Here is a 22,538-nt window from a genome sequence, read left to right on the forward strand (position 1 = left end):
CTGCCTCGCGGGAAGACTGTCCATCTCTCGCTTTTCGGGGGAAACCCTGTGCGGGAAGGCCCGCCGCCCTGCGCTGCGGGCCTTCGAGGATGCTATGTTTCGGACCGACCGTTCGCTACCTGGCCACTCGCGCCGGCTCCGGCATCCCGGCATGCCTTCTGCGTCTTTCGAAGCGTGACTTATGAACATCCTCCTCATCGGCTCCGGCGGACGCGAACATGCCCTGGCTTACGCCATCGCCAAGAGCCCGCTCTGCTCCCGCCTGTTCACGGCCCCGGGCAATCCGGGTACGGCCGAATACGGCGAGAACCGTCCCGATCTCGCGCTCACCGACCATGAGGCGGTGAGGCGGTTCTGTGAGACCGCCGAGATCGGCCTCGTGGTGGTCGGGCCCGAGGCGCCCCTCGTGGCGGGCCTCGTGGACGATCTCCAGGCGGCGGGCATCCGCGCCTTCGGGCCGACCAGGGCGGCGGCGCAGCTCGAAGGCTCGAAGGGCTTCACCAAGGATCTCTGTGCCGAGCGCGGCATCCCGACCGCCGCCTTCGCCCGCTTCACCGAGCGGGACGCCGCCCTCGCCTACCTGGCGCAATCGGGTGCACCCATCGTGGTGAAGGCCGATGGGCTCGCCGCCGGCAAGGGCGTCGTGGTGGCGGAGACCCTGGAGCAGGCCGAGAGCGCGGTCCGCTCCATGCTCGGCGAGCCGGGCGCCGAGATCGTCATCGAGGAATGCCTGTTCGGGGAGGAGGCGAGCTTCTTCGCCCTCTGCGACGGCACGAACGCGGTGCCGATCGGGACGGCGCAGGACCATAAGCGCGTGTTCGACGGGGATCGCGGCCCGAATACCGGTGGCATGGGCGCCTATTCCCCGGCCACCATCCTGACGCCCGCCCTCGAACGGGAGGTGATGGACACGATCATCGCCCCGACGCTCGCCGGGATGCGGGAGCGCGGGACGCCCTTCACCGGCATCCTCTATGCCGGCCTGATGCTGACGGCCGATGGCCCGAAGCTCATCGAGTACAACACCCGCTTCGGCGATCCCGAGGCGCAGGTGCTGATGCCCCGTCTCGCCTCCGATCTGGTGCCGGCCCTGCTCGCCGCCTGCGAGGGCGACGTCACTGGCATCGCGCTGCAATTCGACGCCCATCGTGCGGCCCTGACCGTGGTGATGGCGGCGGCCGGTTACCCCGGCGCGGTGATGCGCGGTTCGACGATCCGGGGGATCGCCGAAGCCGGCGCCAGCAACGCGGTCATCGTGTTCCAGGCTGGCACGCGGGCGGAGAATGGCCGTATCGTCGCCGATGGCGGCCGCGTGCTGGCGGTGACGGCCATTGGCGACAGCATGATGGAGGCCCAGGCCCGCGCCTACGCGGCGGTGTCGCGGATCGACTGGCCCGAGGGCTTCTGCCGCCGGGACATCGGTCGGCGGGCCGTGGCCCGCGAAGTGGCGGGGGACGGCATCTGACGACGCCGCGCCCTTGAAATTGCGGGCGCCCGCTCATCTTGCTCGGTGACGGCCGGTATTGCGCCGGCGCGGAGGAATCGACCGATGGGCTACGTCTCGAAGACCGTGATGGAAGAGGGCAAGGCCGCCAAGATCGCGGGCCAGCCGGATGGGTCCAACCCCTACCCCGCCGGATCGCAGAACAGCGCCGACTGGCTCGAAGGCTACACCTACGACGAGGCCGAGCAGAACGTCGACAACGACTCGGACGAGTAGCCGCCCGGTTCAGTCCTTGGTCCAGACCTGCCCGTGATAGACGAACACCTCTGGCCGGTTGGCCAGGGCGGCGAGACCGGAAAAGGCCGGGTCCTGAACCGAGATCACGCTGGTGGGGATCGCCTCCATCTGCGTGACGAAAGGCGGCTTGTGCTCGAAGGACCGCCGGAAATCGCCCTTCTTCAGGATGGGCAGGATCCGCGGGGCGATGCCGCCGCCGATATAGACGCCGCCCGTGGCGAGGAAGGTCAGGGCGAGGTCGCCGCAGACCCGTCCGAGCAGCTTGGCGAACAGGGTGACGGCTTCGGCCGCAACCGGGTCGCTGCCGTCGATACCCGTATCGGTCACCTTGGCGGGCTCGGCATCCGCCGCCTCCCGCCCGGTTCGCGCGAGATGGATCGCCTTGTAGAGCCGCGCGAGGCCGGGTCCCGAGAGCAGCGCCTCCACCGTCACCCGCCCTTCGATACGCTCCACATGCCGCCAGATCTCCTCCTCGGCCGCATCGGCGGGGCCGAAATCCACATGGCCGGCCTCCGTGGAGACGATGGCGAGATGATCCGCGTAAGCGATCACGGCCGCTGCGCCGAACCCGGTTCCGGGGCCGAGGACGAGCCTCGTCCCCTGGTCGCCCTTCAGCCCGCCATCGCGATAAGGGCCGATCGGCGTCAGGTCGGTGGGGGCGATATCCACGGCGCCGGCGGCGACGGGGACGTAATCGTTGACGACCACCGCCCGCGAGAGGCCGAAATCCCCGCCGATCCGCGCGCCTTCGATGATCCAGTTCGCATTGGTGAGACGGACGGCGGGGCCATCGATCCGGGCGGCGACCGCCAGGATCGTCGAGCGCGGGGCCGGTCCGTCATACTTTTCGAGAACGGAGCTGATCGCGGCGCTCGGGTCGGGGAAGGCGTTGGTCGGGACATGGCCGACGATCTCCGCCCCGGCGCCCGCCTCCGGCACGAGTGCGAAGCGGGCATTGGTGCCGCCGATATCGCCGACGAGGACCGGGAACTCGAACATGCGTGCGGTTGTCCTTCGCGCTGGAATCCGGGGTTTCATATCTCGCCCGCCCTCAATGCGGGTGCGGGGCGTCACGGTCAGGTCTGCGGCACCGGTCCCGATGCGGGATCGCGGCCGCCGCTCGCGCCCTCAGGCGGGCGGCAGGGCGTCGGGGTCCATCGGTGCGCCATCGGCCCAGGCATAGATCAGCGCGCGCACGGCATCGGGATCGGTGAGACGCCGCGTGGCGATGGTGTCGCTGCCGCCGATCCGGACGCTGACCCCGCCCTCCTCGTTCACCACGGCGAAGGCCTTCTCGTCGGTGAGGTCGTCGCCCAGGAACATCGCGCGGCGGCCGGCATAGGGCGGCGCCTCGGACAGGGCGCGGATGGCATGGCCCTTGGTAGCCGAGGCCGGGACGATCTCGCCGACCGCCTTGCCCAGCTGCAGCCGGTAATCGGCGCCGAGATCGGAAGCGGCCGCCTTCACGGCCTCCTCGGCCTTCGCGGCGTCGGTGGGCGTGGCGAGGCGCCAATGCACCGCGACGGAGGCCCCCTTGTCCTCGATCAGCACGGATTCGAGGTCGCGCACGGCGTCCTTCAACCCCGCGATGCGGGCGCGCAGGGCGGGATGATCCTCGGCGCTGCCTCCCGACACCACCCCGTCGACCCGCCGCTCGACCCCGTGAAGTCCGGCGACATCGAACCTGGCGGGCGAGAGGAAGTCGTCGATCACCGCGATGGGGCGGCCGGTGACGATGGCGAGCGCCCCGCCGAGCCGGTCCCGCAAGCGCAGGAGCGCGGGCGCGAGCTCTTGGGGCACCACCACCTGGTCGGGTCGCGGAGCGATCTCCACCAGGGTGCCGTCGAAATCGAGAAAGAGGGCGAAATCCGTCACAGGCAGTGTCCCAGGGCATCTGGTTCGGGATGGCCGGCTCACCGAGACGGCCGATCCACCGGAGCGGCCGAATGTCTATCGTCCGCGTCGCGAGCCGGGCTAGCATGGCCCGCGCCACGCGCAAACGCCGCGTCTCGAATATCGCCTCCGTGCCGGCCCCCGCCGCGAAAACGGTCTCCCGTTTCCGGGAGGGTGTTCTCCCGGCAAACCCTTGATAAAAATTAGAAATTGGATGATTCCGATGCACCCGACCCCCCTGCCCTTCGGTCCCGGCCAGGAAAGCGTGTGGGATTATCCCCGGCCGCCTCGGTTGGAGCGCGTGGCCCGGCGCCTGCGCGTGGTCTTCGCCGGTGCCACCGTCGCCGACACGGTGGCCGGGTACCGCGTGCTGGAGACCAGCCACCCGCCGACCTATTACCTGCCCCCCGGCGATGTGGCCGACGGCGTGCTCGGGCCGCCCACCATGGCGGGGATCTGCGAATGGAAGGGCCGCGCCGTCCTCTTCGATGTCGTGGCCGGCGGCCATCGGGCGCCGGGCGCGGCCTGGGCCTACCCGACGCCGACGCCGGATTTTATGGCCATTGCCGGCTTCGTCGCCTTTTATGCCGGGGCGATGGAGGCCTGTTTCGTCGATGACGTGAGAGTCGAGCCGCAGCCCGGCGGATTTTATGGCGGCTGGATCACGCCGGAGATCGTCGGCCCGTTCAAGGGCGGGCCGGGCAGCATGGGCTGGTGAGCGCCACGTCCCGCGCTTTCATGCGCCACGCGACGGCCCTTCGACGCGCCATGCGACGGCTCTTCGGCGTTTGACCGACAGCCGGCAAATACCGGTACCCATGGCGCCGAACGATGCTCTAAAGGCCGGGGTCAGGTTCGACGAGACGGCCGCCCGAGGGTGGTGAAGACGGAGAGGCGCGCATGCAGGACACCCCGGTTCAGGACTTGCCCGTCACCGACCCCAAAACCCTCGGCCTCTGCCCCGAGCGGCTCGAGCGGGTCGATGGCTGGATGCGCAGGCTGGTGGCCGAGGGCAAGCTCGCCGGCCTCTCGGTGATGCTGTCGCGGCGGGGGGAGACCGCCTTCTTCCGCGCCCATGGTCTCGCCGACATCGCCCGCGCGACGCCGTTTGCCGCCGATACGATCACCCGCATCTACTCGATGACGAAGCCGCTGACCTCGGTGGCGGTGATGATGCTCTACGAGGAAGGGCGCTTCCAGCTCGACGACCCGATCACCCGCTTCCTGCCCGAATTTACCGACATGCGGGTCTTCACCGGCGGCAACCGGGTGAAGGCCGAGACCGTGCCGGCCCAGCTCCCGATCACCATCCGCGACTGCCTCACCCATACGGCGGGCTTCACCTACGGCTTCATGGAAGCGACCCTCGTCGATGCGCTCTACCGGCAGAACGGCGTCGATTTCGGCGAGAACCAGGATGCGAGCCTCGCCGAGGTGGTCGCCCGGCTGGCGCGTCAGCCCCTCCTCGCCCAGCCCGGCGCGGAATGGAACTACAGCGTCGCCACCGACCTCCTCGGCCACCTCGTCGCGGTGGTGTCGGGCCAGGAGTTCGGCGATTTCCTGAAAACGAGGGTGATCGACCCGCTCGGCATGGTCGACACGGATTTCCACGTGCCCGCCGACAAGGTGTCCCGGCTGGCGGCCAATTACAGCCTGTTCCGCGATCGCAGCCTCAAGCTCTACGACGACGCGGTGGGAAGCCGCTTCGCCGCCAAGCCCGCGATCGCCTCCGGCGGGGGCGGCCTCGTCTCGACAGCGTCGGACTACATGCGCTTCTGCCGCTTCATCCTCGGGCGCGGCGCCCTCGACGGCGTGCGGCTCCTCGGCCGCAAGACGGTGGAGCTGATGCTGATGAACCATCTGGGTGGCGACCTCGCCTCGATGGGCCAGCCGCGCTTCTCGGAATCGTCCTATACGGGAATCGGCTTCGGGCTCGGCTTCTCGGTCATGCTCGACCCGGCGCGGGCACAGATCGTCGGCACCCCCGGCGAGGTCGCCTGGGGAGGCTTGGCGAGCACCTCGTTCTGGATCGACCCGGCCGAAGACCTCGCCGTGGTGATGCTGGCCCAGCTCATCCCCTCCTCGGCCCTGCCGATCAGGCGGGAATTGCGGGTGCTGACCTACGCCGCCCTGGTGGAGTGACGGGGCTTCGGGCGAGGCATCGCCCCGGATTTGAGAACCGGGACGGCGCGAGTTGGCATCGACCGGCGTGACGATGGAGCCGGCAGCAGGCCACTTGGCGTCTCCTACAAGTGCGTCTTCGTCTTTCTTCATAAACTCCGTGAGGCCATGGCTGTGGAGTTGAAGGGCCGCTTCGTCGGCGGCGAGGGTAGGACCGTTGAGGTTGATGGCGGCTACTTCGGCGGGTACATCAAGCCCGCCAATCACAGGGCGAGCCGCGTCGACCGACGCCTTGCCAAGAACCAGAACCGCTAGCGCGACTGCGTCGTGATCGTCCGCGAGCGCGGCGGTGATTCGGTCCCCGCCGTGTTCCGCACCAAAGGGGCTGCTTTCAGCTTCATCAAGGCCCGCGTTGCCAAGGGCACCGTCATTCAGGCCGACGAAGCGGCTTCCTGGGACGCGCTGCACGCTCAGTACGAGGTCAAGCGCATCAATCACCGCGACGCTTACAGCGAGGATGGTGCCTGCACGAACATGGCCGAGGAGTACTTCTCCCGCCTCCGTCGCGCCGAGCAGGGCCACCACCACCACATCGCTGGCGTCTACCTCCTCCGCTACGCGCAGGAGGCTTCATGGCGCGAGGATCACCGCCGCGAGGCCAACGGCGCTCAGTACGAGCGGATTGCCGGTCTGGCGATGAAGCGCGGCCCGTCCGGGGATTTCTGCGGGTACTGGCAGCGGCATTTGAAAGCGGCCTAAGATCCTTATGCGTCTATCACTCCATCGTCCTGCTATTGGCCCGATAGCGAACTGGATCTAGGGTTGCAACTCTTATGGGCGATGCATTCGGGAGCATGTTGCCCTTGTGGGATGTAGACCTATATGGCAACACTCCAGGAGTTGGAGGGGCGTAGGCTTCTCAGGCCTATGACCGTCGCGCTCGTTGGTCGTCAGCAACCGATGAGGAGGATGTATGTCACGCCAAAATTTGAGTCGTGGTGTCACAATGATCTTGGAGCGATCCCCAGTACCCATTGGGGCGGAGACATTCCCGTAAAAGATCAGGTAAAAGATCTTTTACAGCAGTACATCTCTGGTCAGCCATTGGATTTTAGTCGTCAGTTTAACGTACTGTCGCCTGGGTCATACGGCGTATGGGAGTTAAAAACTGGAGACGTAAGAATTTTTGGCTGGTTTGTTCACTTCGACTGCTACATTGCGAATGTTGGAGGCGATGCAAACTTCATCAAAGAAGATCCTAATCGGAGATATGCTTCTCTGATAGATGAAACTAGGAATGATCGAGAAGAGCTCGGTCTTGATGAGCCCAGTTTTATAGATTCGGTGGACCCAAAAGATGTCATTTCATTTTGAAACTGACGAAAAATCATTCGCAGGGTCAAGTTTGATCATGCAGGCAATCCGAGAAATGCAGTCCGCATTTCTCCGGGAGAAAAAAACTACTGGCCTTACCCAGCAGGCGCTTGCGAATAGACTTGGCATCAAAAACAGGTCGACCGTTAACAAGTGGCTTCTTGGAAGAGAAAACATCAGTCTAAGGACAATTGGTGAAGTTGCCTGGGCTTTAAATAGACGCGCGGTCATTACATTTGAAGATGATGGTATGGAAGGTGGTAATTTTTATTCTGATGCGAATACAAAGCAGGCATCACAGGCAGAAAATCTCGTTGCAAAGGGGGTGGACAGCGCCAGGCTATGGAAAAATGCAACAAAAACTGTCAAATCATCTGAGTTAGTTGTAGACCATGCCTATTAATCGACGTCCGTTTGAGCCGCATGGCATCGCATTGTTCTGTGAGGACATTCGCAACGAAGTGGGCGGTTCTATAAGTCTTATTGGTGTATACCAATCTGATCTTGTAGTGCCTGCCCTCCCGATGATATTGCCGAAATTTGCCATAGCAATAACGGTTGTTACCAATCCACTCCCCGGCGATATTCAGCGAATCAAGCTAGAAGTGTTTTTCCCCGGAGATGGCGAAAGGCCATCAATAGATATTAATCGAGAAGTTAGCACTAAAGATGCTGTTACGAACAAAAAATCTCCTGATCCAGATGTCCCGCCTCATATGAAGTTGTTACAGAATATTTTTATGTCCCCAATAGAAATATCTCAAGAGGGTTTTATTAAGGTAAGAGTTCATATAAATGACACGCGTATTAAGGCAGGCGTCTTGCGGGTTATCCACATGCCCGAAGATGAAAGCAGTTTGGACGAGTCCTAATTACGCACCCACCCCTTCAGATCTCCCTCGACCCTCATCTCCCTAACGTTCCCCGCCTGTTTGCTCTTCCACAGGCAGGCCCCGACGCGCTTACGAATCATCTGCGCGACCTTGGGTTCGTCCTTGTCGAGGCCACGCCCAACCATGACATGGTCCGCGATCTCCCGTGACGTGAGCGGCCCGTCACCGACGCGGAGTGCCCCCAGGACGAACCGCATCATCTCGCCATGGAAGGCGGCGTGAAGCGGCGGGTACTGGCGGTTCCCGATCTCTCCCACGTCTGCCATGGGATCGAAGATGCGGATGGCGCTGTCTACAGCGTCCAGTGACCTGACAAGCTTCAGAAGCTCGCCCTGAGTGTGTTCGATCTGGCCGGCGATCTCGGCCCGCTTGTGGCGTTTGCGCCCTAATACCGGATGGAACCCTCCCGGCCTCGATCCGCGGACGGCCACCCCGATGTCGAGGTCGCGCGGAGACGTCAGCGGCAGAGGCTTTGCCGCGCGAGGCAGGGCAGCAGGCTGTCTTCGGGGAAGGGCAGCGCCACCTCCCCCGTCTTGGATTCGAGCCTGGAGATCGCCCATTCGCCCTTCGCATCGGCCACCGGCTCGATGAGCCAGCGGAGGGCGCGGACCTGGTCGCGGCCTCTCTCGGCCGGGAGCCGCGCCTCGACATATTGCTTGGACCACCACAGCATGCCGGAGGTGGGGAAGGTGACCGTGACCTTCTGCCTGGCCGCCTCGCAGACGAGCTGACGGACCCGGAAGCTGTTGCCCGCTGCGGCCTTCGGCCTGAGCGCGGCCTCCAGCAGGCCGGAGCCGCCGCCGGACGCCTTGAGGGCTTCCTGGCACCGGAGCTCGTCGCGCCGGGCGGCCAAGGCGCGGCTTCCCTCCTGGCAGGCCTGGACGAGGGGCCTGAGACTCTCATGCAACGGAATCGTGCCGCGCCCGCATTGCAGGATGCCCGACGCCGGGGCGTCCGACGAAGGATCGGCGGCCGCGAAGGCCTTGTCGACTTCGCCCGTCGCAATGCGGACGGCCTCGGCTCGGGCGTCGGCGACCTTGCCGTTGAACTCCGTCACGAGGGCCGTCGGCGGATAGATCCCGCGCACATCGCCCGTGCCCATCAGAAACCAGTTGTTGGCCTCCAGCCCTGCGAACGTCTTCGGTGCGGCCTCGATCCGCCCGGCCTGCTCCTGGAAGACCTGCCGGACGCTTTTCGCCACGTAGTCTTCCGCCATTCCGGTGCAGGTCTTGTAGAGGCGCGACAGGGCCTCGTTGCCCCATTGCGTGCCGACGAGCCGGTCGCATTGCGAGCGAGCCTCGTTGAGGGGGAGGCTCTTGAGGCTGTCGCCGCCGAACACCTCCTGAAGCTCCCGAGCGGCGGCCTGCTCCATCTCGGTGCGACGGGGGTCGAGCGGGGCTCCGAGGAAGCGGTCATGGGCCATCCGCGTCACGCCGTTTCGGCGGAGCTCCTCCCCGCCGAGCTGCAACCCGTTCGTCTCACGGAACGACGTCAGAGTCAGGGGAAGGGCGAGGAAGCGCTCCCGCTCCTCGCGCAGCCAGAGGGCGGCCTTCCGGCGCTTCTCGATGTCGGGATAGGATTGAGACAGCAGCCGGACGACGGTCCTGCCGTCCTTGCAGGACTGGGCTTTCCGGAGGAGGTCCTCCGTGAAGGGACGGTCCCAGTATTCGACCGGCAGACCGACCGCCCATTCCAGCCGCTCGATGTCGAGATAGCCGAACGTCGCGATTCGCTCGCACACGGTATCCCCCGGCAGGGCCTCGAGCGGTTGCCCGCTCGCCGCGAGGCGGTCGGCGACGATGCGCAGGAACTCCAGGGCAGCCTGGCGGGCTGCCCCGTTGCGGTCGAGCGACCCATCGGGCGCCAGAGCGGGGCTCGTCGCCGCGCGCATCTCTTCGACGACCTGAGCGCGGGCGGCCGGCGGATCGACGGGAAGCTCCGCGAGCCGCTTGCGCTCGGCATCGTAGAAGCGCCTCCAGAAGGTCGGCGCAGCCTCGGCGTAGCGCTGACGATAGGCTTGCTGGTCGAGATCCGGCAGCAGGTCGAAGGGGGGAAGCGTCTGCTGCTCCCCGGCGACGGTCCGGGCCGTTTCGACGGAGGGACGGGCCTCGCCCAGCAGGCCGAAGAGGCGATCGATCCGTGCCTTCACGCTCTCGCTCCGAGAGAGCGTGAACGGCTCGCAATCGGCCTGCGGCTTGCCCTGGCCGGTGAGCCAGCGACCCTGGAGGCTGTCGCCGTTCTGCCCGAATCGCACCGCGACCCAAGGGCGGCCGCGTCTGTCCACCAGGATGAGACCACCCTCCGTGTCCTGAGCGAGCAATTCCAGCTTTTGAAAAGAAGACGCGTTCGTCTTGCGAAAGAACACGTCGAAAGCCGAGCCTTCGGGTCTGAATTCCCAATCGTCCAGCGTCGACACGCCGCCGCAAACGTGGCTCCCCTTGAAGAAGCCGGCATCGAATGCTGTGGCCTCCCCCGATGCCACTGCGGACATTGCGAGGACGACGAGGGCTTTTAGGCTAAAATTCATGGATCGACCTGGGTCTCCGCAATGATCGTGCATCCATTCCCCCATCTTCAGGGGTCGAACGGTGCCTTTGACAAGCAGAGTTTATGTCGAGCCTGCGGCGCACTCAACGTTTGTCCGTCTGCGACAGCGGCCGACCGGAATGAGCCGGCTCGGTACGGTCGTTCCCCACTGGACGGGTCGTGTCCCTGGACGTGGCGCGGACGCGAGGCGTTCGAACCGGCTGACGGAGCCGTCCGATCCGGATGATCTCCGGTTCGGCGGGCGGTCGTGGCGGACGGTCAGGCGGTGGAAGCGGTCGAACCGGGCGCGGAGAAGACGCCCTCGGCGACGTCGAACCGGATGGCCGAGGCCGAATGGGAATGGGATGGTTCAATGCGGGGGACGCGCCCGCCACGCGCGCATCGTCGCGGACTTATGGCTGGCGTCGTCGTCGAAGACCGCGCGTCCGGTCCGGCAAGGCGGGATGGGATCGAAGCGGTCGCCGGGAGGTCCGACGAGCTCCGCCCCGGATCGAACGGGGCGGTCCGGTACCCTACTCGGCGGGCTTGGCCGCCGGCTTCGGTGCCGGCGCGGCCGGTTTCGTGGAGGGCGCGGCAGGGGCACCGGTCCCCGTGGCGGCCGGCGTGGGCTTGGGCGCCCATTCCGGATCGGAGCGGGGACCGCCCGGGCCGTTGGTCGGTCCGGTGATCTGTCCCGGCGCCGTATCTGTGACCTTGGTCCAGGCCTGCGACATGCACATGAAGCGCAGCATGCAGCCGCGCACGGTGAGTTCGCCGGGCTTCTCGCTCCAGATCGTCACGTCGTAGAACGACCCGTCCTCGGCGTTGTAGATCTTGCCTTCGTAATGGTTCTCGGCGTTGGGCTTGATGCCCATGACGAGCTGGTGGCCGAGCGATGGGCGGGCCTGCTTCTTCGGGTCGGGGTTCTTGAAGTCGATCCGGGGCTGCCCCTTGTCGTTCAGCGGCACCTTCAGCCAGACGACGTAGCCGCACAGGTGATCGTTCTTCGCGCCGCATTTCTCGAGACGGACGCGAGCCCGACCGTCCTCGGTGAGCCAGGTTCCGCTCGGATCGTTCGGAGCAGCCATGGCGAGGCCGGACATCGCGCTGAGCGCAAGACCGGCCACCGGCGCCAGGAGGCGCCCGGCCACGGCCGAAATGGGTCGATACGTCATCAAGAACATCCTTAACCCGCCCCGAAACGCCGCTGTCCGCGCCCATGCCGTCCGCCCGTCCGGGGCGCGTGGTCGAGCGCGCGGTGGCGGGAGCCGCCCCTCGTCTGAAGGCCCCGGCTTCGGATGCGAACGTGACCGGATCATGACCGGCTCACGGCGTCCTAACGGATTTCGCGCAAGCCGCGAGAGAATTCTTCGTGAGGGTCGGCGTGTCTCGCCGAAGAAGATGCCGCATGAAAAAGGGCCGGTGCTCACGCACCGGCCCCGATCCCGCCACCGACGAGGAAGGCTGGCTTACTCGGCCGCCGTCATGTCGGAGGTGAAGTGACCGCACCAATCCTTGGACGCCACCACCGGCCACAGGCCCGGCGACTTCGGCTCGGGCTGGCTCACCGGCGGGTTATAGCGGCAGAGACCTTCGTCGCCGGCCGACTGACCGCCATTGATCTTGTGATCGTCGAAGAAGCGGCAGCTCTCGCAGGCCGCGCTGGTGATGTGTGCCATGTGTCTCTCCCAATGATCCGGTTCAGGGGCAGGAGGCCTACCAAGCCCCGCCATCCGCGTGGTTCTTAATTAGAATAACTCCAGACTGAGGTCAAGGGTGTCATGCGGCTCGATCCGGCGGCTCGGCGCGTGGGACAGGACCGCGAGGCGTGTCGTGAGCACTCGCGTTTGGGGATGTCGACCAACGGCTCTCGTCAAACGAGACATGCGTGGACCGACAGGCCGTTCAGGCCAAAGCGGCTCCGGCCCGGCCGGTTCGTGCCGGCCCGTGGACCCTAGAACGTCGTCCGGCTCTCTCGCCCGATGCCCCTCGCTCGCGTATAACGGGCAGCGAACGGCTCGGAGACCGATCTTGTACAAAGTTAAGGCAAACGATCACGCCGGACGCGCGCTGGTTTTCGCGTGCGGCACCGCTGATCAGGCTCTGGAGAAAACCTGGGAGCTGGCAGGCCGGGGCTTCAAGGATATCTGCGTGGCCGATCCGAAAGGCCGCGAAATGAAAGCGGCCGCCTTCGAACGCGCCATGGATCTCGATGTCGACTGGAGCTGAGGACGCGAGGGTATCCCAAGCTTTCGCAACGTCATCGATTGCCGTCGATTGCGTGGAGGCGCAGGCCTGATCGATCTGTCGAACACAGATATCGAGCGGCGTCATGCACGCCTCATTGCGCGACCGACAATCAGCCGCAATCCGTCGGGAAAGACTGAGCATTACGACATAGCGAGTCGTTCGATTTGAGTGCCGGCTATGGTGTCGGGCCATCGATCCTGTGTGCGTAAATCTGGGCATCCGCCTCCCCGGCCATTTGGATCGATCGCCCCTTGGCTGGTAAGTGAAGCCGTTCATTCGAAAAGGGTCACGGCGATTTCCGAAGATGCATGGTCGACCGTGCTGGGGCTGGTGGCGGTCCTGGTGCTGGTGTTCGCGAACGGGTTCTTCGTTGCCGCTGAATTTGCCCTCGTCTCCGTGCGCCGCTCCCGGGTCGCGGAACTCGTCACAGAACGTCGCGCGCATGCGAGCGCCCTGCAGCGGGCGACCGACCGGCTCGATGCCCATCTCGCCGCGACGCAGTTCGGCATCACCTTGTCGTCCCTCGCGTTGGGCTGGGTCGGCGAACCCGCCCTCGCTCACCTCGTCGAGCCTGCGCTGACATGGCTGCCGATCGGGCTCAGCTCGGTGGCCTCGCACACCGTCGCGGTCGTCGTCGCGTTTTCCATCATCACGTCCCTGCACATCGTGCTCGGCGAGCTCGCCCCGAAGAGCCTCGCCCTCCAGCGCAGCGAGCGCACGGCGCTGGCCGTGGTCCGCCCCCTCAGCCTGTTCCTCCTCGTCTTCCGCCCTGCGATCCTCTTCCTCAACGCCCTCGGCAACGGGGTACTGCGCCTCTGCGGCCTCCAGCCGGGACATGGCGAGGGCTCCCTTCACTCGACGGCCGAACTCAACCTGCTGATCCAGGCGAGCCAGGAAGCGGGCCTCATCCGGGAGGTTCAGCAGGAGGCCGTCGAGCGCATCTTCGCCATCGGGGAGCGAAAGGTGCGGGACATCATGACCCCACGCCACGAGGTGTTCTGGGTCGATCTCGACGACCCGCGAGACGTGGTTCTCAAGGCGATCCGCGAATGCGACCACGCTCAGGTGGTCATCAGCCGCGGAGAGGTCGACGAACTCGTCGGCATCGTGCGCAAGCAGGACCTGCTCGACCAGGTCCTCGACGGCAAGGAGATCGACCTCGCCGTGGCCACGCAGCCGCCCATCGTCGTGCACGAGAGCATGACCATCCTGGCCGTCCTCGAGACCTTCCAGAGCCAGCCCATGCGCATGGCCGTGGTGGTGGACGAATACGGGACGTTGGAGGGCATCGTCACGCAGACGGACCTCCTGGAAGCGATTGCGGGCGACATTCCGGAGGTGGGCGAGGAGCCCGACGTCGTCGAACGCGCAGACGGATCGCTCCTCATCGACGGCATGATGCCGGCCCGGCAGGCCTTCGAACGCCTCGCCTTCTCCGAGACGCCCGACAGCGACGACTTCACCACCCTGGCCGGCTACGTCATCTTCCAACTCGGACGGATCCCCGGCGTCGGCGATGCCTTCGATGCGGGAGGATGGCGCTTCGAGGTGGTCGACATGGACGGGCGTCGCATCGACAAGGTGCTCGCCAGCCGGAGGCACTGACCACGCGACGGCCTCCGACGTGACCCCCGGCTTCATCCAGCCGGATGAAAAGCCGGGCCGCTCATCCGTCAGGTCGCCAGCCCGAGGGCGGTGCGAGCCTCGGCCGGGCTGGCGACCCGCCTGCCATGACGGATCACCGTGTCCACGGCGCGGCCGACGAGTTCGGCGTTGCTGGTCGCCAGGCGGTCCTTCGTGATGCGGATGTTGTCCTCCAGGCCGGTGCGCACCGCGTCGGCCCCGCGCGCCAGGGCCCATTCCATCACGACCGCCTGATTGCGGCCGATCCCGGCCGCCGTCCAGGTCGCCTCGGGCAGGATGCGCCGCATCTCGCCGAGCAGGATGTCGAGCAGGCGCTCGTCCGCCGGCATGGCGTTCTGCACGCCCATGACGAACTGCACATGCGGGCGCGCGTCCATGAGGCCCGCCTCCACGAGGCGCCTGGCGCCGTGCAGATGCGAGAGGTCGAAGATCTCGATCTCCGGCCGGACGCCGTATTCTTGCATCTGGCTGGCGAGAGCGGTCACGAGGCTCGCGGGGTTCTCGTAGACGATGGTGGGGAAGTTCACCGAGCCGGTGGACAGCGACGCCATGTCGGGCCGATGCTTCAGCGACAGGCCGCGCCCGGCCGGGTCGCGCCCGCGTCCTCCGGTGGAGAACTGCACGATCATCCCGGGGCAGTGCCTGCGCAGGCCCTCCTGCACGGCGGCGAACTTGTCCGGGTCGGAAGACGGGCTCTCGTCGTCGTTGCGGACGTGGATATGGGCGAGCGTCGCGCCGGCCTCGAAGGCCCGTTGCGTGGATTCGATCTGCTCTGCGATCGTCACCGGCACGGCCGGGTTGTCTTTCTTGCGCGGCACCGAACCGGTGATCGCCACGGCGACGACGACGGGGTTGCGACTCATGGCTCTGTCCTCCGGCGGCAGGTCGAAGACCGCGGTTTCGGCCCTGCCGAACAGCGCGATGTCGACCATGTATACAAGGGCGCGATGGGGTCGTCTCGATGTCGCGGTGGGCGACCGGCCGGTTCCGGCAGGGGTATCGGCCCTGCATCGGCCATCGGATCGCTCTCGTTCGGCGTGTCACCGGGGAGGGAAAGCCGCGTCCCCGAGCCGGTTTCGCAAACGTCGTCACCGGTCCTGCATTCTGAAACCGGCGACACACGAACGACCCGAGCAAAGTCGATCGCCGACTTGTCGATGCGAACCCGCGTCGGCGTCAGGCGATGCCCGGAGTTTCGTCGTCCTCGTCGATGAGGCTCAGCGTGCGCAGGATCGCGAGGGCGACCATCTCGGCATCCACCTCGCCCTCGGCCGTGGCCGGCAGGATCGCCACGGTGCTGACCTCTTGTCCGGCAAGACGCCCGACGACGACCTTGTAGACCTCCCCGCCGGGCGCGTCGTCGTCGCGCACGAGGCAGACGCGGTGATCGCCGGCCTCCCCGTAGACGCGCTGCGTCGTCACCTCGACACGGTCGTCGTCACTGACGGGCTCGGGCCGACGCGGCTGACCGAAGGTCGGACGGATGATGTTGCTCATGTCGACCCTCCCGGCCGCATTCATTCAGACGTCGAGATTGGCGACGCTGAGGGCGTTTTCCTGGATGAACTCGCGGCGCGGCTCCACCACGTCGCCCATCAGCTTCACGAACAGATCGTCGGCATCCTGGGTGTCCTTGATCCGAACCTGGAGGAGCGAGCGGACCTCGCTGTCGAGGGTGGTCTCCCAGAGCTGCTGCGGGTTCATCTCGCCGAGCCCCTTGTAGCGCTGGAGCTGCAGCCCCTTGCGCCCGAAGGCCATCACCGCCTCGAACAGGCCGACCGGCCCGTGCAGCACGGTCTCCTCGCCCTTGCGGGCATAGGTCACCGGCTCGCCGTAGATCTCGCGCAGGGCCTCGGCCCGGTCGGACAGGCGGCGCGCCTCCTGCGAGGCGATGAGCGAGGCGTCGAGGGTCACCACCTGGCGCACCCCGCGCAGGGTCCGGCTGAGGACGTAGCCGCCTTCGCTGACGGAGCCTTCCCAGCCCTGCTCGATATCGTCGGCGATGACGTCCATGCGCCGGGCGATCTCGGCGGCGCGCTTCGTCGCCTCGTCGGGGTTCTCGTCCACGTTGGTGCGGAAGGCCCCGGCGATCATCGCCTGTTCCACTGTGGCGCGGTCGTAGCGGGTGTGCAGCGCCTGCATCAGGCCGCGGAACTGGCGCGCCTCCTCCACAAGGACCTTCAATTGCGGCCCGCCGAACTCGGCGCCGGAGGCGAGGCGCAGCACGGCCCCGTCGACGCCGGCATCGATGAGGTAATCCTCCAGCGCCCGCTCGTCCTTGAGGTAGATCGCGGTCTTGCCCTTGGCGGCCTTATAGAGCGGCGGCTGGGCGATGTAGACGTAGCCGCGCTCGATCAGCTCCGGCATCTGCCGGAAGAAGAAGGTCAGCAGCAGGGTGCGGATGTGGGAGCCGTCCACGTCCGCATCGGTCATGATGATGATGCGGTGATAGCGCAGCTTATCCGGGTTGAAGCCCTCCCGGTCGGTGGAGGAGCGGCCGATTCCGGCGCCGAGCGCCGTGATCAGCGTGCCGATCTCGGCCGAGGAGAGCATCCGGTCCGCCCGCACGCGCTCGACGTTCAGGATCTTGCCGCGCAGGGGGAGCACGGCCTGGAAGTGGCGGTCGCGGCCCTGCTTGGCCGAACCGCCGGCGGAATCGCCCTCCACCAGGAGGATCTCGCATTTCGACGGGTCGCGCTCCTGGCAATCGGCGAGCTTGCCGGGCAGGGAGGCGATGTCGAGCACGCCCTTGCGGGTCACGGTCTCGCGGGCCTTGCGCGCCGCCTCGCGGGCGGAGGCCGCGAGGATGACCTTGCCCATCACGGATTTCGCCTGGGCCGGGTTCTCCTCGAGCCAGTTGGAGAGGCCCTCGTTGAGGACGTTCTCCACGGCCGGGCGGACTTCCGACGAGACCAGCTTGTCCTTGGTCTGGGACGAGAATTTCGGGTCGGGCACCTGCACCGAGATCACGGCGGTGAGGCCCTCGCGGCAATCCTCCCCGGTGAGGGTGATCTTCTCGCGCTTGGTGATGCCGGTGGATTCGGCATAGCCGGTGATCTGCCGGGTCATGGCGGCGCGGAAGCCCGCCATGTGGGTGCCGCCGTCACGCTGTGGGATGTTGTTGGTGAAGGGCAGCACGGTCTCGTTGAACGAGTCGTTCCACCACAACGCCACCTCGACGCGGATGTTGTCGCGCTCGGCCCGGACGAAGACCGGCTTCGTCATGCCCTCGATCGGTTTGCGCGAGCGGTCGAGATAGCGCACGAAAGCCTCGATCCCGCCCTCGTAGAACAGCTCCTCGCGCTTGTGCTCGGCATGGCGCGCGTCGGTGAGGACGATGCGCACGCCGGAATTGAGGAAGGCGAGTTCGCGCAGGCGCTTCTCCAGCGTCGCGTAGTCGAATTCGATCATCGTGAACGTGTCGGTGGAGGGCAGGAACGACACTTCCGTGCCGCGCCGTCCGTTGCCGTCGCCCACGACCACCAGCGGGGAGACCGCGTCGCCGTGGCGGAACTCCATCGCGTGCTCCTTGCCGTTGCGCCAGATGCGCAGGCGGAGCCATTGCGACAGGGCGTTGACCACGGAGACGCCGACGCCGTGCAGGCCGCCGGAGACCTTGTAGGAATTCTGGTCGAACTTACCGCCGGCATGGAGCTGGGTCATGATGACCTCGGCGGCCGAGACCCCCTCCTCCTTGTGGATGTCGGTGGGGATGCCGCGGCCGTTATCGGACACCGTCACCGAGCCGTCGGCATTGAGGGTGCAGGTGACGACGTCGGCATGGCCCGCCAGCGCCTCGTCGATGGCGTTGTCCACCACCTCGTAGACCATGTGATGCAGGCCCGACCCGTCGTCGGTGTCGCCGATATACATGCCGGGCCGCTTGCGCACGGCATCCAGGCCCTTGAGCACGCGGATCGATTCCGCGCCATAGGCCGTGGCCGCCAGGTTGCGGGAGGTGTCGTCGTCGGTCATGTCGGACATCAAGTTCCCCAGGCAGGCGGGTCTTTGCTTGATTTTCGTGCCCCGGCTCGGTCCCCGGGTACGCCTGCGATTCGTTCAGTGGGCTATATATAAGCGGTGCGTCTTGAAAATGCACCGCATGAGCACACGCGGTCCCCGTGTCTTCCCGCCCACTCGGAGGCTTGCCGCCAAGCTTGAGATCGCCCCAATCTCACTCTGCGTCGAGGGTCGCGCCGACCCTTTCGAAAACATACCGTGCAGGGTATGAAGAATGGGCTGGCGGGTCGAGCTTCACCATGAATTCCGGCGCGAGTTCGATGAGCTGCAGGAGGCGGTTCAGGACGAGTTGCTGGCCATGATCGAGCTTCTGAAGGTCGCGGGCCCTGGATTGAGACGGCCCGGGGCGGATACGCTCAATGGTTCGAAGCATGCCAACATGAAAGAGCTTCGCTTCGAGGCGGACGATGGTGTCTGACGGGTGGCCTTCGCCTTCGATCCTGTTCGAACGGGCATTCTCCTCGTCGCCGATGACAAGTCCGGTGTTTCGGGGAAACGTTTCTATACCGCGTTGATCAAGCGGGCCGATGCCCGTTTCGACCAGCATCTCAAGGCCTTGCGCAGGGATGGGAGCTCCCGGTGACCGATGACCATCGCCCTGTTTCGGCGGACGACATCCTCGCGTCGCTCACGCCGGAGCGACAGGCACGGATCAGAGCGCGCGGCGCCGAACTGATCGCCGAAGAGTTCGCGTTGAGGGACCTGCGACGTGCCGAGGAGATCACCCAGGCAACAGTCGCCGAACGGCTAGGGGGCCGCCAGGTCTATGTCTCGCGCCTCGAGAAGCGCGCGGACATGAAGCTATCGACCTTGCGTGCCTATGTGCGGGCGATCGGCGGCGATCTCCAACTCCTGGTGACGTTTCCGGAAGGCCGCGCCGTCCGTCTGAAAGACATCGGCGCGGCCGTTCCTCGTGCCCGCAGAAATCCGGCCCGGAAGACCAAGACCGCCGAATGACATCACCGACCGGTCTTCGGTCTCACTCCTGCAGGAACGGATTGGTCATCCGCTCCTCGCCCAGCGTGCTCGTCGGGCCGTGGCCTGGGATGAAGGCGATGTCGTCGCCCAGCGGCAGGACCTTCTCCTTGATGGCGCGGATGAGCTGGTCGTGGTTGCCGCCGGGCAGGTCGGTGCGGCCGACCGAGCCCTTGAACACCACGTCTCCCACCAGGGCGAAGCGCGCGTCGCGGCTGACGAAGACGACGCTGCCGGGCGAGTGGCCGGGCGCGTGCAGGATGTCGAAGGCGAGATCGCCCACGCTCACCGCATCGCCTTCGGCGAGCCAGCGATCCGGAATCACCGCGCGAGCCCCGTCGATGCCGTAATTCGCCCCCGTCTCGGGCAGGCTGTCGAGGAGGTAGCGGTCGGCCTCGTGCGGGCCTTCGATGGGGACGCCGAGCCGCTCGCGCAGCTCGTCCGCGCCGCCCGCATGGTCGATATGGCCGTGGGTGAGCAGGATCTTCTCGATGGTGATGCCCTGGTCGCGGATCGCGGCCTCGATCCGGTCGAGGTCGCCGCCGGGATCGACGACGGCGCCGATCTTGGTCTCGTCGGACCAGATCAGGGTGCAGTTCTGCTGGAAGGGCGTCACCGGGATGATGCCGGCGCGGGGCGTACCTGCCATCGGGACCGTCTCTCCGTCGATTGGGCGCGAGGATCGCGCGGGAGCCGCCTGTCTAAGCGGGTTCGCGCCGGCACGCCAACGCTTCCGCTCCCTCGGGCTTCTGACGCGTCGCGGGTTCCGGCTCGTCGAGCCGTCCGCGGTGCCGCGCGCCGACGATTGCCGCTGCGCCGCCAAAATTCGGCCTCGCCGGCTTCCTAGACGTGGCCTATCTGGACACCGGCACCGTCCAGGACAGGCCCGCCGGCCTGAGACGACGACACGGCCATCCTCACGCCAGCCGGGGCAGTCCCTTGAGCACATGCTGAAAACCGCCTTCGTCGCCGCTCGCGACAGGCAGCGCCTGAGCGAGATCGCCGCCGTCCTCATCGGCTACGGCGTCACCAAGGTGGTGGAGCGCCTCGGCCTCGGCCATCTGGCGCGGTTCGCCAAGCGCCGCCGGCCGCAGGTGGACGTGGCGCGCCTGTCCCAGCCGCAGCGCGTGCGCCGGGCGATCGAGGCCCTCGGGCCGACCTTCATCAAGCTCGGCCAGATCCTGGCGAGCCGGCCGGACCTGCTGACGCCGGAATGGACCGAGGAACTGGAGAAGCTCCACAGCCAGGTCCGGCCCATCGCCTGGGACAAGATCCGCCCGCAGCTGGAGGCCGATCTCGGCGCGCCGCCCTCCGAAATCTTCGCCGAGTTCGACACCGTTCCCCTGGCCGCGGCCTCCATCGCCCAGGTCTACCGGGCGCGGCTGATGTCCGGCGAGGAGGTGGTGGTGAAGGTCCTGCGTCCGGGCCTGCGCAAGATCATCGAGGCGGATCTGCGCCTCCTGGCGCATGCGACCCGGATCGTGGTTCAGGAATGGCCGGAATTCGGGCGCTACCAGCCCCACGAGCAGATGCGCCATCTCGCCAGCGGCCTCTACGGCGAGCTCGACCTCATCAACGAGGCGCGCAACTGCGAGACCATCGCGGCGATCTTCGCCGACCGGGACGACATCGTCATCCCCAAGATCCACTGGGAGTTCACCTCCGAGCGCGTCCTCGTCCAGGAATTCATCCACGGCATCCCGCCCAACGACCATGCCCGCCTGGACGCGGCCGGGGTCGACAAGGTCAAGGTCGCCCAGAAGGGCACCGACGCCTTCCTCAACATGGCGCTGATCGAGGGCGTGTTCCACGCCGACCCGCATCCCGGCAACATGCTGGTGATGCCCGGCGACCGCATCGGCTTCATCGATTTCGGCATCATCGGCCGCCTCTCCGAGCGCCGCCGCACGCAGTTGCTGATGCTCATCGGCGCCATGCTGAAGGAGGATTCCGACGGGCTCATGGCCGTGCTTCTGGACTGGACCGGATCGAGCAATCCCGACCTCACCAAGCTCGAATCCTCGTCGCAGGCCTTCATCAACCGCCATGCCGGCTCGGTGCTGAACTTCGGCGACCTGCTCACCGACTTCATGACCATGGCCCGCGAGAACGACCTCGCCATGCCCACCGACCTCGCCATCCTGTTCAAGGGCCTGGTGACGGCGGACGGGGTGATGCGCCATCTCGATCCGAAATTCGACCTCTTCACCGCCGCCGGCCCCACGGTGAAGAGCAAGCTCGCCTCGCAATTCTCGATCAAGGGCATCACCCGCAAGGTCGAGGCCGTGGGCGCCGGATTGTTCGGCGCGGCCTCCGAACTGCCGACCCTGATCCATCTCATGCTGGTGCGCCTGAAGCAGGGCCGCGTCACCGTCGAGATCGAGCTGAAGGGCATCGAAAAGCTCACCCGCGGCATCGAGCGCGCCGCCGCCCGCATCGCCGTGGCCCTCATCGTCGCCGCCTTCGCGACGCAGCTCGCTCCCCGCTTCATGGACCTCGGCACCCCGGCTTTCGTGACGGTGGGCGCGATGGTCTGCGTGATCGGAATCGGCTGGCTCGTGCTGCTGGGGCGAAACAAGTAGGCGGAGCCTCGGCTTCGCTCTACGGCGCCGGAACGGTCTGGGGTCCGCAGTAGAGGATGGCGGAGTAGTCCATCGTCGCGCGAGCCTTGGATAGATCGTGCGCGTTCTGGAGGTTGAGCCAGAACCGGGGCGATGTGCCGAAGCGGACACCGAGCCGGATCGCCGTGTCGGCACTCACGCCACGCCGCTCGCGGATGATCTCGGACAGGCGGTTGGGGGGAACACCGATCTCGGCCGCGACCTGCCGGGCGGAAAGCCCGAGTGGGCCGAGGTAGTCTTCGGCCAGGACTTCACCCGGATGTGTGCGAATGCGAGACAAATCCGATCTCCTACGATTTTGCCTTTGCACGGAGGGGCGGCGCCTTAGGCTCGACGGATTTCACCCCGGAACACGGACCTTCCCGGTGGGGTTCCAAAGGCACGGGACGTCAAGCATCTCCTTAAATCAGCCGCGTTGTATGGCCCATCTCGGCTGCAGGATGACGCGCTTCCCTCCCCCTTGTGGGGAGGGATCGAGGG

25 protein-coding genes are annotated in these 22,538 nt (G+C 66.3%); 13 read left to right on the forward strand and 12 right to left on the reverse strand.

The window, feature by feature from the left end:
* Positions 1–181 precede the first annotated feature (181 nt).
* Both purD and MBTS_RS07230 read left to right on the forward strand, forming a co-directional pair.
* A complete protein-coding gene (gene purD / locus MBTS_RS07225; RefSeq protein ID WP_147829504.1) occupies positions 182–1,465 on the forward strand; it encodes a phosphoribosylamine--glycine ligase in 1,284 nt (427 codons plus the stop codon).
* A gap of 84 nt (positions 1,466–1,549) precedes the next feature.
* Positions 1,550–1,720 carry a hypothetical protein gene (locus MBTS_RS07230; protein WP_018043150.1) on the forward strand — a complete coding sequence of 57 codons (171 nt, stop codon included), beginning with the start codon at positions 1,550–1,552 and terminating at the stop codon, positions 1,718–1,720.
* A 9-nt stretch (positions 1,721–1,729) separates the two neighbouring features.
* Here MBTS_RS07230 and MBTS_RS07235 read toward each other — a convergent pair whose 3' ends face one another.
* A complete protein-coding gene (locus tag MBTS_RS07235; RefSeq protein WP_192215316.1) occupies positions 1,730–2,740 on the reverse strand; it encodes a glucokinase in 1,011 nt (336 codons plus the stop codon).
* Between the two features lie 129 nt (positions 2,741–2,869).
* Positions 2,870–3,616, reverse strand: coding sequence for a trehalose-phosphatase (gene otsB / locus MBTS_RS07240; protein WP_192215317.1), 747 nt, complete (start codon positions 3,614–3,616; stop codon positions 2,870–2,872).
* A 241-nt stretch (positions 3,617–3,857) separates the two neighbouring features.
* On the opposite strand from otsB, the gene MBTS_RS07245 reads away from it, so the two are divergent.
* From MBTS_RS07245 to MBTS_RS07275, 7 genes are all read left to right on the forward strand, one after another.
* Complete coding sequence (locus tag MBTS_RS07245) at positions 3,858–4,352, forward strand: DUF427 domain-containing protein (RefSeq protein WP_192215318.1); 495 nt, start codon at positions 3,858–3,860, stop codon at positions 4,350–4,352.
* Positions 4,353–4,534: 182 nt separating this feature from the next.
* Positions 4,535–5,776 (forward strand): serine hydrolase domain-containing protein, encoded by a 1,242-nt coding sequence (locus tag MBTS_RS07250; protein WP_238253943.1) that lies wholly within the window; start codon positions 4,535–4,537, stop codon positions 5,774–5,776.
* A 147-nt stretch (positions 5,777–5,923) separates the two neighbouring features.
* Entirely contained in the window at positions 5,924–6,070 is a 147-nt protein-coding gene (locus tag MBTS_RS07255; protein ID WP_192215319.1) for a hypothetical protein, read from the forward strand.
* Positions 6,071–6,082: 12 nt separating this feature from the next.
* Complete coding sequence (locus tag MBTS_RS07260) at positions 6,083–6,514, forward strand: transposase (protein WP_192215320.1); 432 nt, start codon at positions 6,083–6,085, stop codon at positions 6,512–6,514.
* A gap of 168 nt (positions 6,515–6,682) precedes the next feature.
* Positions 6,683–7,129, forward strand: a complete 447-nt coding sequence (locus MBTS_RS07265) for a hypothetical protein (protein ID WP_192215321.1) — start codon at positions 6,683–6,685, stop codon at positions 7,127–7,129.
* The gene (locus MBTS_RS07270; protein ID WP_192215322.1) at positions 7,113–7,532 is read left to right on the forward strand and encodes a helix-turn-helix transcriptional regulator; all 420 of its coding nucleotides are present in this window, start codon (positions 7,113–7,115) and stop codon (positions 7,530–7,532) included. The genes MBTS_RS07265 and MBTS_RS07270 overlap by 17 nt, the downstream gene beginning before the upstream one ends.
* On the forward strand, positions 7,522–8,001 hold the full coding sequence (locus tag MBTS_RS07275; protein WP_192215323.1) for a DUF6941 family protein: 480 nt from the start codon (positions 7,522–7,524) through the stop codon (positions 7,999–8,001). Before MBTS_RS07270 ends, MBTS_RS07275 begins: the two co-directional genes overlap by 11 nt.
* Here MBTS_RS07275 and MBTS_RS07280 read toward each other — a convergent pair.
* The 4 genes from MBTS_RS07280 to MBTS_RS07295 form a co-directional block, all read right to left on the reverse strand.
* Positions 7,998–8,453 (reverse strand): hypothetical protein, encoded by a 456-nt coding sequence (locus MBTS_RS07280; protein WP_192215324.1) that lies wholly within the window; start codon positions 8,451–8,453, stop codon positions 7,998–8,000. The two genes, MBTS_RS07275 and MBTS_RS07280, sit on opposite strands and share 4 nt — an antisense overlap.
* A gap of 26 nt (positions 8,454–8,479) precedes the next feature.
* Positions 8,480–10,549 carry a hypothetical protein gene (locus MBTS_RS07285; RefSeq protein WP_238253944.1) on the reverse strand — a complete coding sequence of 690 codons (2,070 nt, stop codon included), beginning with the start codon at positions 10,547–10,549 and terminating at the stop codon, positions 8,480–8,482.
* Positions 10,550–11,081: 532 nt separating this feature from the next.
* On the reverse strand, positions 11,082–11,723 hold the full coding sequence (locus MBTS_RS07290) for a DUF2147 domain-containing protein (RefSeq protein ID WP_056149106.1): 642 nt from the start codon (positions 11,721–11,723) through the stop codon (positions 11,082–11,084).
* 294 nt (positions 11,724–12,017) lie between these two features.
* On the reverse strand, positions 12,018–12,227 hold the full coding sequence (locus tag MBTS_RS07295; protein ID WP_018043143.1) for a hypothetical protein: 210 nt from the start codon (positions 12,225–12,227) through the stop codon (positions 12,018–12,020).
* 352 nt (positions 12,228–12,579) lie between these two features.
* On the opposite strand from MBTS_RS07295, the gene MBTS_RS07300 reads away from it, so the two are divergent.
* Both MBTS_RS07300 and MBTS_RS07305 read left to right on the forward strand, forming a co-directional pair.
* Positions 12,580–12,777, forward strand: a complete 198-nt coding sequence (locus tag MBTS_RS07300) for a hypothetical protein (RefSeq protein ID WP_018043142.1) — start codon at positions 12,580–12,582, stop codon at positions 12,775–12,777.
* A gap of 369 nt (positions 12,778–13,146) precedes the next feature.
* Complete coding sequence (locus MBTS_RS07305) at positions 13,147–14,403, forward strand: hemolysin family protein (RefSeq protein ID WP_056141729.1); 1,257 nt, start codon at positions 13,147–13,149, stop codon at positions 14,401–14,403.
* Between the two features lie 68 nt (positions 14,404–14,471).
* On the opposite strand, the gene MBTS_RS07310 is transcribed toward MBTS_RS07305, so the two are convergent.
* From MBTS_RS07310 to MBTS_RS24215, 4 genes are all read right to left on the reverse strand, one after another.
* Positions 14,472–15,305, reverse strand: coding sequence for a 3-oxoadipate:acetyl-CoA acetyltransferase (locus tag MBTS_RS07310; RefSeq protein WP_192215325.1), 834 nt, complete (start codon positions 15,303–15,305; stop codon positions 14,472–14,474).
* A gap of 313 nt (positions 15,306–15,618) precedes the next feature.
* Complete coding sequence (locus MBTS_RS07315; RefSeq protein WP_238253945.1) at positions 15,619–15,939, reverse strand: hypothetical protein; 321 nt, start codon at positions 15,937–15,939, stop codon at positions 15,619–15,621.
* A 24-nt stretch (positions 15,940–15,963) separates the two neighbouring features.
* Positions 15,964–18,417: a DNA topoisomerase (ATP-hydrolyzing) subunit B gene (gene gyrB / locus MBTS_RS07320; RefSeq protein ID WP_026175818.1), complete on the reverse strand. Its 2,454-nt coding sequence runs from the start codon at positions 18,415–18,417 to the stop codon at positions 15,964–15,966.
* 199 nt (positions 18,418–18,616) lie between these two features.
* Entirely contained in the window at positions 18,617–19,009 is a 393-nt protein-coding gene (locus MBTS_RS24215; protein WP_425324817.1) for a hypothetical protein, read from the reverse strand.
* Between the two features lie 32 nt (positions 19,010–19,041).
* Here MBTS_RS24215 and MBTS_RS07330 point away from each other — a divergent pair, with 32 nt between their 5' ends.
* Positions 19,042–19,419, forward strand: a complete 378-nt coding sequence (locus tag MBTS_RS07330; protein ID WP_192215326.1) for a helix-turn-helix domain-containing protein — start codon at positions 19,042–19,044, stop codon at positions 19,417–19,419.
* 22 nt (positions 19,420–19,441) lie between these two features.
* Here MBTS_RS07330 and MBTS_RS07335 read toward each other — a convergent pair whose 3' ends face one another.
* Positions 19,442–20,086: an MBL fold metallo-hydrolase gene (locus tag MBTS_RS07335; protein ID WP_192215327.1), complete on the reverse strand. Its 645-nt coding sequence runs from the start codon at positions 20,084–20,086 to the stop codon at positions 19,442–19,444.
* Between the two features lie 298 nt (positions 20,087–20,384).
* On the opposite strand from MBTS_RS07335, the gene MBTS_RS07340 reads away from it, so the two are divergent.
* Positions 20,385–22,019 (forward strand): ABC1 kinase family protein, encoded by a 1,635-nt coding sequence (locus tag MBTS_RS07340; RefSeq protein ID WP_018043134.1) that lies wholly within the window; start codon positions 20,385–20,387, stop codon positions 22,017–22,019.
* 19 nt (positions 22,020–22,038) lie between these two features.
* On the opposite strand, the gene MBTS_RS07345 is transcribed toward MBTS_RS07340, so the two are convergent.
* On the reverse strand, positions 22,039–22,338 hold the full coding sequence (locus MBTS_RS07345; RefSeq protein WP_192215328.1) for a HigA family addiction module antitoxin: 300 nt from the start codon (positions 22,336–22,338) through the stop codon (positions 22,039–22,041).
* Positions 22,339–22,538 lie beyond the last annotated feature (200 nt).

The sequence above is a fragment of the Methylobacterium bullatum genome (assembly GCF_014845095.1).
Taxonomy (GTDB): domain Bacteria; phylum Pseudomonadota; class Alphaproteobacteria; order Rhizobiales; family Beijerinckiaceae; genus Methylobacterium; species Methylobacterium bullatum.